This window comes from bacterium (assembly GCA_040755795.1).
Lineage (GTDB): Bacteria > UBA9089 > CG2-30-40-21 > CG2-30-40-21 > SBAY01 > JBFLXS01.
Map to the genome: position 1 here is coordinate 1 of JBFLXS010000074.1, position 13,446 is coordinate 13,446.

9 protein-coding genes and 1 pseudogene are annotated in these 13,446 nt (G+C 38.3%); 2 read left to right on the forward strand and 8 right to left on the reverse strand.

Annotated features, from left to right (window positions below):
* From AB1414_07005 to AB1414_07025, 5 genes and pseudogenes are all read right to left on the reverse strand, one after another.
* A partial coding sequence (locus AB1414_07005; GenBank protein MEW6607191.1) for a VCBS repeat-containing protein occupies positions 1 to 2,239 on the reverse strand: 2,239 nt, incomplete at its 3' end.
* A 643-nt stretch (positions 2,240 to 2,882) separates the two neighbouring features.
* Positions 2,883 to 4,445, reverse strand: coding sequence for an L-aspartate oxidase (gene nadB, locus AB1414_07010; GenBank protein MEW6607192.1), 1,563 nt, complete (start codon positions 4,443 to 4,445; stop codon positions 2,883 to 2,885).
* Positions 4,445 to 6,028 (reverse strand): phosphoglycerate dehydrogenase, encoded by a 1,584-nt coding sequence (gene serA / locus AB1414_07015; GenBank protein ID MEW6607193.1) that lies wholly within the window; start codon positions 6,026 to 6,028, stop codon positions 4,445 to 4,447. Before serA ends, nadB begins: the two co-directional genes overlap by 1 nt.
* Before the next feature lie 6 nt (positions 6,029 to 6,034).
* Positions 6,035 to 6,202, reverse strand: a pseudogene (locus AB1414_07020) (four helix bundle protein).
* Positions 6,203 to 6,261: 59 nt separating this feature from the next.
* Positions 6,262 to 7,449, reverse strand: coding sequence for a pyridoxal phosphate-dependent aminotransferase (locus AB1414_07025; protein MEW6607194.1), 1,188 nt, complete (start codon positions 7,447 to 7,449; stop codon positions 6,262 to 6,264).
* 620 nt (positions 7,450 to 8,069) lie between these two features.
* On the opposite strand from AB1414_07025, the gene AB1414_07030 reads away from it, so the two are divergent.
* Together AB1414_07030 and AB1414_07035 are read left to right on the forward strand one after the other, a co-directional pair.
* Complete coding sequence (locus tag AB1414_07030) at positions 8,070 to 9,632, forward strand: Gfo/Idh/MocA family oxidoreductase (protein ID MEW6607195.1); 1,563 nt, start codon at positions 8,070 to 8,072, stop codon at positions 9,630 to 9,632.
* A gap of 81 nt (positions 9,633 to 9,713) precedes the next feature.
* Positions 9,714 to 10,871, forward strand: coding sequence for a DUF362 domain-containing protein (locus tag AB1414_07035; GenBank protein MEW6607196.1), 1,158 nt, complete (start codon positions 9,714 to 9,716; stop codon positions 10,869 to 10,871).
* A 64-nt stretch (positions 10,872 to 10,935) separates the two neighbouring features.
* Here the strand turns inward: AB1414_07035 and AB1414_07040 are convergent, their stop codons facing one another.
* The 3 genes from AB1414_07040 to AB1414_07050 all read right to left on the reverse strand — a co-directional run.
* Positions 10,936 to 11,925, reverse strand: coding sequence for a MoxR family ATPase (locus AB1414_07040; GenBank protein ID MEW6607197.1), 990 nt, complete (start codon positions 11,923 to 11,925; stop codon positions 10,936 to 10,938).
* 22 nt (positions 11,926 to 11,947) lie between these two features.
* On the reverse strand, positions 11,948 to 13,105 hold the full coding sequence (locus AB1414_07045) for a fibronectin type III domain-containing protein (GenBank protein MEW6607198.1): 1,158 nt from the start codon (positions 13,103 to 13,105) through the stop codon (positions 11,948 to 11,950).
* A 108-nt stretch (positions 13,106 to 13,213) separates the two neighbouring features.
* Positions 13,214 to 13,446, reverse strand: a 233-nt coding sequence (locus AB1414_07050) for a hypothetical protein (GenBank protein MEW6607199.1), incomplete at its 5' end; no start/stop codon positions are given.

The following is a 13,446-nucleotide window of genomic DNA, read 5'->3' on the forward strand; positions in this document are numbered from 1 at the left end:
TTGCGTTAAGATTAAGGCTTTCTCCATTGCTTACCTTTTTCCATGAAGATAAGGTACTGGTAGAATTACCCGAGCGAACATACATAGAAAGTTCTGTTGAAAATGGCTTTCTCTCTTTCCAGAAGATGCTTTCAAAGACAACTGAGGAGCCTGCATCAAAGATAGATGAGGTATAGGTGCCAAGGGGATGGTGGGGGGCTATATTTAATGAATTAAGGAGTGGTCCTGAGCTTACATATCCAACCGCAAGGTCATAGTCTCCATCGTTGTCATAGTCTACAAAGGAAAGAAACTCATCATATCCACAGACCCCTTTTATATTCTCTTCCCATTCTGGCATTCTTTCAAAGTATGGGCTTCCAACCCTTTTATATACCCGCAAAAACCTGCCCCATGTCTCACTTCCATAATACTTATAATATCCTCCAAATATTAGATCTTCCTGATTATCTCCATTTAAGTCAGCACTTGCCATTCTAATATACACAGTATTTTTATAATAACCTGTTCCTCCATATGGAAGTTCCCAGCTTGTATTGTTTTCCCATAATGTATTCCTTTCCCAGGTAGGAGAGGCTGTTCCTCCAGTATTCTCAAGGATGAGGAATACCTTGTATGTTCCTATAATCAAATCATAGTCTTTGTCATTATCAAGGTCTATTAGTAATGGAACAGGGAATAAGGTATCCAACTGATCCTTTAAACCTTGAGAAAAGAGGAATTCTCCTGTTATATCCCATTGAGAAGAAAAGTTTAATGTCTCTGTGCTGGTTATATTGCGAAAGCCTCCTATAAGGTTTGAGAGGTATCCAACAAGAAGGTCTATCCTTCCATCATTATCAAGGTCTGCAATGGTTGGAAAGACACCTTCATACCAGTAAGGGGTTTTTAGGAGTATGGTTCCTAACAGGGATTTTTGGAAAACAAAGTATGCCTCCTCAGGTGTTCCCTTGTTTTTAGAAAATATTAAATAACTTCCATTACAGCTTGGTATTGCTTCACCATGAACCTCATCATAGTCTCCATCATTATCAAAATCAGCAAAGAGGATTTGTCTTCCTACATGGTCTCCAATGATATTGGTCTTTTGCTTTAGCTCAAAGTATGGAACATATACCTTAAGATTATTATTAAAGATTAGCCCCATACACTCAAAGGCAATAAATATTGTGTCAAAAGAGCCAATCAGGAAATCCTGGTCTCCATCACAATCAAGGTCTGCAAAGCCAATTGTTCCTCCTAGAAAATCTTCAGTAAAATCCCAATCATTGGGGTCCTGGTATCTACCAATTATTATTGACAGGGGAAGATATGGCATATACTCAGGAAGTACCCCTTCCCAGATAGGGGAGTTTGTCCCTGTATTTCTAAACCAATATGGGAATCCCCATTCATCACTGGTATAAATAAGGTCAAGTGAACCATTGTTGTCTATATCTAAAAGCTCTAAACTTGCATTCCATGTGTTTCCTATTGGTGCACTATAGTAAGTTGGAACATCCCATTCATTCTTTCTGGTAAGGCTACCAGCTTTATTTTCATAGGCAAAGAATTTTCTATCCGCATATCTACTTGTATTTGTTCCTTGATACAGATAAAAAGCCATAAGGTCACAGTCTCCATCATTATCAATGTCTCCCAATTCAGGGACAACTTCCAGTATATAATAGACTGAGGGAGGAATATCCTTAATATCCATAGTCTCATCCCTTTCAAACTGCCAATTGCCTTTTCCTTTATAACCATATATATAAGGGTTATAATGGTCGTTACGGCTTGAAAGGAGGTCTAATATTCCATCGTTATTTATATCACCAAGGGTTATATTTCCTTCACCATAAGGCAGGAACATAGTGGCTTTTAGAGAGAATTCAGGGTTATATCTTGTCCCTATATTTTCAAATAGGGTAATTGTTCCACTTGTATTATTACTTACTAAAAGGTCAAGGTCTCCATCGTTGTCTATGTCACCAAGCTCTGGCTGGTTTGCAAAGAATCTTTTTGTTGTATCACTAGGCAGGGGTTCCCACGGTCTTTTTTGAAACAATGGATATTGGGAGGAAAGTTTGATGGATGCACGATGTGTTTTTTTATGTTTTACCCCTGGGATTGGGCTTAAGGTTGTGTTTGTCAGGCTTCCATCCTGGAAATATTCCTGCCATTCCCCTCCATAAGATAGAAATGGAAGGAAGATAAGTATAACAAATATAGCCTTCCTGGTCATTTTTTGATTCCTCATTTCTGATATTATATTTCACGCAAAGACGCAAAGCTCACAAAGGTTACAAGTAAGCGTTCAGCCACAGAGGCACAAAGTTCACAGAGAATTAAGGAAATTAGTCACATAAGGACACGAATTAACCTGTGATATCCCATAAATGTAGTGCGAACCTTTAGGTTCACCTTCTGGCTTGCCAGAAGCGAGGCTAAAACCTCGCACTATAAATCTTTTTGTTGTTCAGGGAGATTCGGGTTCATCTCGTTAGATAGTAAAACATCTAACAGAATTCATTCGTGATTATATATTCCCTCTGTGTTCTCTGTGGCTCTGTGGCTATATCCTGAACGGTTACCTGTTTTTAGGCCTTTTTAAACACCGAAAAACGCGAAAAACACGAAAAAAAGATATTTTCCTCTCTGTTTCTCTGCGTCTCTGCGGTAAAGGATTACCTGATTACCGATTACCTAAGTAACATGCAACTTCAATCTTAACAGAGCACTATAATCTTTGCGTTCTTTGCGGTTAAAAAAGGATAAACCACTTAATCTTAAAAAAAACTTGAATATCGAGTTTAAATAATCACAATTTATACCCCACTGGAGTATAGTTACCAATAATTTTTAATTTTTTCTCTGCGTCTCTGTGTCTCTGCGGTGAACAGTTACGGAAATTCAATATGCCTTTTGAATCGGGCATCATCTTTGGTAGGGAAATCCTGGCGGTAATGAACGCCCCTTGATTCTTCACGCATAAGCGCTGATTTCTGAATAAGGTTTCCGATGATTAACATATTTTGTAATTCAAAACCATCCGGGGTTGAAAATTCTTTAGCCAGAACATACGAAGACCAAAAGTCTATTTCTTTTCCTGCATCGACGAGTGTATCCTTTTCTCGTTCAATACCCACATCTCGCCACATTAAACTTTTGAGTGCATTGCGGACATCTTCTACATCTAAGTCCTTTAGATATTTACCTTCAAAGATATAAGAGATATGTGGAAATGATTTTATCTTATTTTTTGAACACCCGGCTCTATATCCAAAAACCAAACATTCTAAAAGCGAATTGCTGGCTAAACGATTTGCACCATGGATACCAGGGTTGGCACACTCACCGCAAGCATATAATCCTTCAATGTTAGTCTTGCCCTCTAAATCTGTTTTAATCCCACCAATGGTATAATGAGCCGTAGGCCTAACAGGTATCAAGTCTTTCTTTATATCAATGTCGAAGGAATGACAGGTTTTCATTATATTTGGAAACCTATTTTGCAGGAATTCATCATCTAAGTGGGTCACATCTAAATATACATGGGTATCATTGGTTAATTTCAATTCAGTCAAGACACTTCGGGAGACGACATCCCTTGGGGCTAATTCTAAAGCGGGATGATATTTAACCATAAATCTTTCCCCGTATTTATTTTTTAATATTCCGCCTTCTCCCCGGACGGCTTCTGAGATTAATGCCCTGGCCGCACCGGCAATATAAAGTGTTGTTGGATGAAATTGGATAAACTCCATATCCATCAAACTTGCACCAGCACGATAAGCCGCCGCCATCCCATCGCCAGTGGCAATAATGGAATTAGTTGTCTCACGATAAATCTGACCAACCCCACCAGTTGCCAGAATCGTTTGATTGGCAAAGATTATTTCTCTCTTCTTACCTTTTGACTGGACAATTGCTCCGTAACAGATATTATCTTCAGTTAGTAAGTCTATGAGAAAGGTATTTTCTAAAATAGAGATATTTTTTTTGAGTTGAACCTTGGCGAGGAGTATTCGTTCAAGTTCTGTGCCAGTGGCATCACCTCTGGCATGGATTATTCTTCGGGTAGAGTGTCCTGCTTCCTGGGTAAATAGTAGTTTTCCTTCTTTGCGGTCGAAATTTGCTCCCCAATCAATTAAATTCTGTATTTGTTGAGGACCTTCTTCAACTAATACTCTAACTGCTTCCTCATTACACAGCCCATCACCTACTTCTATGGTATTCTGTAAATGGCTTTCATAGGTATCATTTTCAGTTAAAACTGCGGCGATACCGCCTTGAGCAATCTCGGTATTACACTGTTTCAATTTATCCTTAGTAATGATTAGCACCTGACCTTCATTAGCGGCTTCAATTGCCGCCCGGAGCCCCGCCGCACCACTACCAATAATTAAAATGTCTGTTTTGATAATTGGTAATTTGTTGGTATCAAAACTGACTAAATATCTCACTATAATTTCACCAATCTTGTTTCTAAAACTTCTTCCTGAGCATTAATTTCTTGTAAAACTGTTTGGGGTATAGGCTCATCGACATTTACGACAATTAATTGTTTACCACCAATAGTTTTTCTACCCATTTGTAGTCCGGCAATATTGATGTTATTTTTACCCAGAATGGTGCTGATTTTGCCCAGCACCCCGGGTTTATCAATATTTGAGATAACAAGCATATTACCTTGAGGTATAGCATCGATTCTAAAACCGTCAATTGCTACGATTCTGGCATCATTCTTTTGGAAGATACTGCCGGCAATTTGAGATGTTTTTTTATCTGTTTTTAGCGTCACGGTAATGAGGTTGACAAAATCTTCTTCTTTTGCCTCTTTGTTTTCAACAACATTTATCCCTCGTTCTTTAGCGATAAAAGGTGCATTGACATAATTGACGACGGGCTCTTTAAGGATAGTTGCCAGCATCCCTTTAAGCACCGCAACTTTAAAAGGCGTAACCTCATACTCAGCAATTTCACCTGAAATCTTTATTTCGACTTCTTGTATTCCTTCGACGGTCAATTGAGTATGGAGAGAACCCATTTTTTCGGCTAAAGTTAAATATGGGGCGATTTCCTGGAATACCTCTGGAGCGACCTGCTGGATATTAACGGCGTTTCTAATTACCCCACTGGTTAATGCATCTACGACCTGCTGAGCCATTTCTATGCCGACATTTATCTGTGCATCAATCGTCGAGGCACCAAGATGCGGCACTAAAACGCAGTTATCGAGTGTCAGAAGCGGACTATCCACTGGCGGTTCGGTTTCATAGACATCTAAAGCCGCACCAGCAACCTTACCCAACTTAAGCCCCTCATAAAGTGCCTGTTCGTCAATTAATCCACCTCTGGCGCAGTTAATTATCCGTACACCATCCTTCATCTTATCAATTTCTGCCTTAGAAATCATCTTTTTCGTCTCATCAGATTTAGGTACATGCAGGGTAATATAATCTGAGCGGCGATAGAGTTCGTCCAGTTCAGATAATTCTACCCCCATTCGTTTTGCCTTTTCCTGTGAAATATAAGGGTCATAAGCCAGAACCTTCATATTGAAGGCTAATCCGATTTGAGCAACATAGGAGCCAATTCTTCCCAGTCCAACAACACCTAATGTTTTTCCGCATAATTCTACACCCATATATTTTTTGCGGTCCCATTTCCCTTCTTTCATAGATTTATCTGCCTGTGGTATATTTCGTGATAGGGCTAAAATCATCCCAATTGTGTGTTCAGCGGTAGAAACCGTATTGCCGCCTGGGGCATTCATTACAATAATCCCTTTTTTCGTGGCAGATGGAACATCGATATTGTCCACACCTACCCCGGCTCGACCAATGACCTGTAATTTTTTACCTGCCTCGATGACTTCTTTAGTTACCTTTGTTTCACTTCTTACAATCATTCCATCGTAATCACCAATGCACGCCACTAATTCTTCTGGTTTAAGTCCTGTCTTGACATCTACTTCAATGGATTCTACCTTCTCTAAAATCTCTAATCCTTCCTTTGATAACGGGTCACTAACTAATACCTTCATTTTTTATCATCCTCCTTTGTGAGTCAAAGATTCATAATTGTTTCTTTCTTTGTAACTATTCAGCATACCAAGCAAGTAGGAAGTAGGGAGTAGGAAAGTAGGAAGAGGGGTAAAACCTTCTGCAATATTTGCTGGAATAGAAACAGCCGCTCTGCACATCTGTTGCACCAATTCTTTCCCTTTCCTACTTCCCTACTCTCCTACTTTCCTACAGGGTGAATAGTTACCTTTCTTTATCCTAATTTAGCCATTGCCTTTTCTATTCTATCTAATCCTTTTTCAATATTTTTTAGAGAAGTAGCGTAGGAGAGTCTGAGGTAATTTGGTGCGCCAAAGGCATCTCCTGGGACGACCGCTACCCGTGCCTCATCTAATAAAAACTCAGTTAAGCCAAAGGAATTATTAATCATTTTTTCATTAAATTTTGTCCCATAAATACAGGAGACATCAGGAAAGGCATAAAATGCGCCCTTTGGGGTTTTACAGGTAAATCCTTTAATCCCATTTAGCCGTTGGACAATAAACTTGCGTCTTTTATCAAATTGTGCCACCATCTCGGCAATACATTCTTGAGGTCCCTGTAATGCGGCTAAAGCGGCTTTTTGGGAAATAGATGTTGGATTAGAGGTAGAATGCGATTGAACATTTGACATCGCCAGGATAATCTCTTTAGTCCCTGCGGCATAACCAATCCGCCAGCCAGTCATCGAATACGCCTTTGAGACACCATTGATGGTAATGGTTAAATCCTTGACCGCTGGATTTAAACTGGCAATGCTAAAGTGCCTTTGACCATCATAGATTAGATATTCATAAATTTCATCGGAGACAATGTAAATTCCATTTTCTACGGCTATCTCCGCCAGAGCCTCTAATTCATCCTTTTCATAAACTGCCCCGGTTGGATTACAGGGAGAATTAAGAATAAGTAGTTTAGTTTGAGGGGTTATCGCCTTTTCAAATAATTCTGGAGTTAATTTAAAGTCATCATTGGTCTGAACAATAGTTGGTGTCGCACCTGCCATTTTTACCTGTTCTTCATAACTTACCCAGTAAGGAGCCGGGATGATAACCTCATCTCCCTCATCAGCAAGCACAAATATAGCGTTAAAGAGTGAATGTTTTGCCCCACTTGAAATCAGGATTTGAGACGGCTCATAAATCAGGTCATTATCTTTTTTTAACTTTTCACAGACCGCTTTCTTTAACTCTATTATCCCTGAATCTTGCGTATATTTTGTAAAACCGGATTTGATGGCGGTAATTCCTGCCTCTTTAATTAGTTCTGGGGTATCGAAATCAGGCTCACCAGCCCCAAAGCCAATGACATCAATTCCATCTGCCTGCATCTGTTTAGCCTTAGCACTTATGGCTAATGTAATCGATGGCGAGAGTTTAGAGGCTCGTTTAGATAATATCATATTTAATCACCCTCCTTTTGGAATATAAAGTATACAAAAAGAGATTGAAAAAGTCAAGAAAAAAGTATAAAGGTCTCCTGAAAATCGGGACTCGGGACTCGGGGTTCGGGACTCGGGAAGGCTGGTAGCCTGCGTTGCTCGACTTCAGCCTCCCCGCCCGCAACCTTCCTTTATTTTTATCGTCCTTTGTGTCCCACCGGGGCATGTCCGTTTCCCCTGAAAATAGTCTTTGGAGTGCGAAAGCTTGCTTTCGCTTTTCCTCCTGCGAAAGCGGTAGCAAGCTACCGCACTCCATATATTTTCATCGTCCTTTGTGTTCCGCAGGGACATGCGGGTTTCCCCTGAAAATAGCGAATTAGTGAATTAGAGATTAGCGAATTAGTATAGTATCCACAGACTCGTATCCTATGGTGTAGAACAGATATTCCCCCTTAATAAAGGGGGTTAGGGGGTTGTTCTTTCATTATTTTCATCTCCCTTTGTGAGCCGCAGGTTCATGAGCGTTTTTCCTTCCTGTAAAAAAATGCTTGCAATCTTTGATATTTTGTGATATGATAATCTACGCTACAGGCATTGACAGGGTCAATGTAGTCCATAGTTATTCAGGAGGTTTAGAAAGAATGAGTAATATTGCGGTAATTGGAGGAGGATATTGGGGGAAAAATCTTATCCGCAATTTTGCACAACTGGGGGCACTTCATACTATTTGTGATGCTGATGAAGGTAGATTAAAACAACTGGCAAAGGATTATCCACTTGTAAATAAAACTATGGCATTTGCTGAAGTTTTAAGCAATAAAGAGATTGATGCTATAGTTATCTCTGCACCGGCAGAATTACATTATCAATTAACCAGGGAGGCTTTATTTGCAGGTAAAGATGTATTTTGTGAAAAACCATTAGCCTTAACGGCACAACAGGGAATAGAATTAACTACCATCGCCCAGGAAAATAAAAGGATATTGATGGTTGGGCATTTATTAGAATATCATCCAGCAGTCTTGAAACTAAAAGAGCTGGTTGATAAAGGAGAGTTAGGCAAGATTAATTATATCTATTCAAGTCGGTTAAATCTTGGGAAAATAAGACGGGAGGAAAATATCCTGTGGAGTTTTGCACCACACGATATTGCGGTTATCTTGCTTTTATTAGGTGAAATACCACATAGGGTTTGTGCTTTGGGTGGAAATTATTTACATTCTCAAATTGCTGATATTACGGTAACTCACCTGAACTTTAAAAGTGGTGTCCGGGCACATATCTTTGTCTCCTGGCTTCATCCCTACAAGGAACAAAAACTTATTGTTATTGGCGATAAGAAAATGGCGGTATTTGATGATGTTTTAGCCGAAGATAAACTACTTCTTTATCCTCATAAAATTGATTGGATAGACCGCGTGCCAATTCCAAAGAAAGAAAATGCCGAAAAGGTCGATTTTGAAATGAAAGAACCTTTACAAGAAGAATGCCTGCATTTTTTAGATTGTATCAACACGAGGCAAACTCCAAGAACAGATGGAAATAACGGTGTCCGGGTTTTAAGGATTTTACAGGCTTCTCAATTCTCATTAGAAAATAATGGTCTGGTGGTAAATATTGAAGAACCAGCAAAGGCACAAAAATATTTTGCCCATCCAACGGCTATCATTGATACTCCCTCTGAGATTGGTGATGGAACTAAAATCTGGCATTATTCTCATATTATGGCAAAGGCAAAGATTGGGCAGAATTGTAATATTGGTCAGAATGTAGTTATAAGTCCAGATGTAGTTATTGGTAACGGCGTAAAGATTCAAAATAATGTCTCAGTTTATACTGGAGTTACTTTAGAGGATGATGTTTTTTGTGGGCCTTCAATGGTATTTACCAATGTTATCACCCCACGAAGTCATGTCTCTCGCAAGAATGAATACCGCAATACATTAATTAAAAAAGGAGCAACTATCGGTGCTAATGCCACTATTGTTTGTGGAGTGACGATAGGCAATTATGCCTTCATCGGTGCAGGAGCAGTGGTCACGAAAGATGTCTCACCGTATTCATTAGTCATTGGTAATCCTGCCAGACAGGTAGGGTGGATGTGCCAATGTGGCGAAAAACTGAATTTTATCGAACAAATTGCCAAATGTGATAGATGTGAAAATCGATATACGCTACAAGAGGGTAAAATAAATAGTTTATAGTTTATAGTTTCATAGACTATCAACTATCAACAATACTAATGTGAACTTTTGGTTAATACTTACTATAGGTGTAGATTGGCTATGTCAGAAGTTTCAATTGTTGAATGTCCTGAATATCAGTTTGAAGAAGTCGCCAGAGCTGTGAGGAACAGTATTGACCTTATTGGTGGGATGGGTAGGTTTGTCAAAAAAGGAATGCGGGTGTTGATAAAACCTAACCTTTTATCTGATAAACCACCCGAAAAAGCGGTTAATACCCATCCAACGATTATCAAGGCAGTTGTGGATTTAGTTATTGAATATGGCGGTATCCCTTTAATCGGCGATAATCCAGGAATTCATAGTCTGACAAAGGTGATACAAAAATCGGGTTTGAACGAATTTATTAAGAATGAAGGTATCTTTTTGTCTGATTTTAGCCAATACCTTTCCACACAATCCCCAAAAGATTATACTTTCAAAGAATTCAATATTGCCAAAGAAGTACTCGATGCAGATTTGGTCATTAACTTGCCTAAACTAAAAACTCATGGCCATATGATACTTACATTAGGGGTAAAAAATCTATACGGATGTCTTTCCAAGCATGAGCGGATACAATGGCATTTGCGAGCGGGTATTAACCGCGATTTTTTTGCCACAATGCTGGTTGAATTATATACCCTTATTCAACCTGGTTTGACGATTGTCGATGGAATTGTTGGTATGGAGGGTAATGGACCCAGCAATGGAACACGACGAAATATTGGACTAATTATCAGTGGTATTGATTGTCTGGCAATTGATACGGTTATTTGTCATCTCCTTAACATTAATAGCCAGCAGATATACACTATTCGGGTAGCAAAGGAAAAGAATATTGGAAAAACTTCGCTTGATGAAATAAATGTTGTTAGCAAAAATTTGAACCAATTTAAAATTAAGAATTTTCAACTACCACCAGAATTAACAGAAGATACGGCGTGGGGGGTGTATATTCCTAAAAGACTCCGCACACCTTTAAAACAACATCTTATCCCTAAACCTGTTATAGATACTTTTAGATGTAATCTTTGTCATACCTGCGTTGACTTCTGTCCGGCAAAGGTTATAAAGGTAGAGAAAAAAAGATTAATTATCGACTCTATAAAATGCATTCGTTGTTTTTGTTGTCAGGAGTTTTGCCCACAAGGGGCTATTACTATCAAGGAAAACTGGCTTTATAAAATTAATCCATTAAAACTTATTGATAGTTTGTAAGCATTCCGAAGTCAGTGAAGATAGACTTCTACCTACTCTTCACTCTTCACTGCTCACTTACTTTTTAGGGCACTTCAATTTTATTTAAAATCTTTCTGACAATATCTTCCGTAGTCATTTCTTCTGCCTCTGCCTCGTAGGAAATAATAATTCTATGTCGTAAAACTTCCATTGCCATTGCTCGAACATCTTCTGGAATAACATAACCTCGTCTTCGTAAAAAGGCATGTGCCTTAGCGGTTAATGACAGATAAATAGATGCCCTTGGCGAAGCACCCCATTCAATTAAAGGTTTTAAGTCATCTAAATCATATCTTTCTGGCTGACGGGTAGCAAAGACGATGTCTAAGATATATTGTTCTATCTTTTCATCCATATAGACATCTTTAACTACTTCTCGTGCTTTTATAATACTTGCTGGTGAGATAATTGGTTGTATTTGAGGATGTTCTTTTCTCGTCATTCGACGCATTATCTCTAATTCCTCATTTTTATTTGGGTAGTCAATTTTTAGTTTTAACATAAACCTATCCAGTTGGGCTTCTGGTAAAGGATAAGTTCCTTCCTGCTCAATCGGGTTTTGAGTGGCTAGGACCAAAAATGGCTCTTGTAAAGGATAGGAGGCTTCGCCAATGGTTACTTGTTTTTCTTGCATTGCCTCAAGGAGTGCACTCTGGACTTTAGCCGGGGCACGATTTATCTCATCGGCTAAAATCAGGTTAGCAAAGATAGGACCTCTTTTAACCTTGAATTCCCCAGTTTTTTGTTCATAAATCATTGTCCCGATTAAATCTGCGGGTAAAAGGTCTGGGGTGAATTGTAGTCGTTGAAATTTAGTTTGAATAGTCGCAGATAATGTTTTAATCGCCAATGTCTTGGCTAATCCTGGAACTCCCTCTAATAAAATATGTCCATTAGCCAGAAGTCCAATCAGTAACCTTTCTAAAATAGACCTCTGTCCAACAATTATCTTGCCTATCTCACACAAAATTTCATCCACAAATGCACTTTCTTTATTAATTCTTTCATGCAATATCTTGATGTTTTCATCCATTTTTAATATACACTTTGTCTTTCTATATAAGGTCTACTAAAGACCCAATAATAAACTTTAGTTCATCTTTTTTGTCTCCTAATCCATCCGAGTCACAAAAGCAGGAGACAAAAATAGTATTTTTGAATTTTGTCTTATAAATAGGTAAGAATCCTTCGATTTTTAACCGTTGTTCTTCCTTATCGCTAAAATTTTCACTTCTGCCCATGCCAATATCTAAGTATGCTCCATTAAGTTTATGCCCAATATTTAAGAATCTAATTCCATAAAAAGTCCTGACGAAAATATTGGTTATAGAATCATCTACATTTACACCCCCGCCTCGCAGTAATAATCCAAGACTTACGCTATGCCGCTCATTATTAAGTGAGTTTTTATTAAAAACAGAAAATCTATACAATTCAAATAAAAAACCCAGACTATACTCGAGGGATTTTTGAACTAATTCGCTTGATGATGATTGAGAAGCCGCAATGGTACTGGATAATTGGAAATTGGTTAATAAACTCAATCTTTCATTCAATCTATTATGTGTTTTTAATCCAATAAGCGGAAATATATCTGTAAATTTAGTTTTACTCATCGCATATTCACAGCCAACTATAAATTTTATTGTCTGAGGAATATCCGTATCTTCTAATTTAAAGGTTGTGCAGTTTGCTATTTTGGATAATGGAGACCAATTTGATGCTTCATCTGAGGTTTTAATCGCAAAGTAGTAGGTAGTTTGAGGAGATAAATTTCCTATCGTCCATCGCTCAAGGGTTCCTGAACTCCCTGGTTTTGGCTCTTTTTCTACCTGGATAGTATCATCCCAATTCTCATCTGTAATTGGAACAAGGGAATAGCGAATATCATAGGTCGTCACACTTCCTCCTGGAGTAGTCCAGGTTAAGGAAATAGAATCCTGTGTTTTATGGACAACCGTTAAATCTTTAATAGAAGTAGGCGGGATTATCTCTTTAAGAGCTGGCGTCGAGATACCTTCTGAAGTTTGATTAAAAATGTCCTCAAAAGACAGAGTAGATGAAGTAGAAGGAAGAGAGGATGTGCTTGAAACAGTTGTCGTTGGTAGAGTTATAGTTAACTCATCTAATTCTAACTTATCCGCCGCATAAGTATAAAAGTCCCCACCTAAATAAATAGCAATAACTAATCTTATGATATTTTTTAACATCATTATTAACCCCCTGAAAGGTAAGCATTCAGCGGTCAACCATCAGTTGTCAGCATTTAGCCATCTTTCAAAAACTGAATGCTGAACGCTTACATATTTTTATATTATACCTTAAATTAAGATTAATTGCAAGTATTTTTTTACTTGAAACTTCAATTCAGACATAAAAAAGAAGATATAAGGGGTAATAGAAAAAAGATTATTATTTTGGATAAGGAAGATAGGGTTGATAAAAATGAGATATGTTAGTTTCTCTGATGGTGAGATTGTAGGATAAAAGGTAAGAAATGTTCCATAAAAAAGTTCTTTTAGGGAACTAAATGAGACAAAATTACCCCCTTGAA

Excerpts from the sequence above, each read along its gene's own strand:
- AB1414_07045 (MEW6607198.1), bottom strand. The coding sequence starts at position 13,105 with ATGATGTTAAAAAATATCATAAGATTAGTTATTGCTATTTATTTAGGT.
- AB1414_07025 (MEW6607194.1), bottom strand. The coding sequence starts at position 7,449 with ATGATATTATCTAAACGAGCCTCTAAACTCTCGCCATCGATTACATTA.
- AB1414_07030 (MEW6607195.1), top strand. The coding sequence starts at position 8,070 with ATGAGTAATATTGCGGTAATTGGAGGAGGATATTGGGGGAAAAATCTT.
- AB1414_07035 (MEW6607196.1), top strand. The coding sequence starts at position 9,714 with ATGTCAGAAGTTTCAATTGTTGAATGTCCTGAATATCAGTTTGAAGAA.
- AB1414_07040 (MEW6607197.1), bottom strand. The coding sequence starts at position 11,925 with ATGGATGAAAACATCAAGATATTGCATGAAAGAATTAATAAAGAAAGT.
- serA (MEW6607193.1), bottom strand. The coding sequence starts at position 6,028 with ATGAAGGTATTAGTTAGTGACCCGTTATCAAAGGAAGGATTAGAGATT.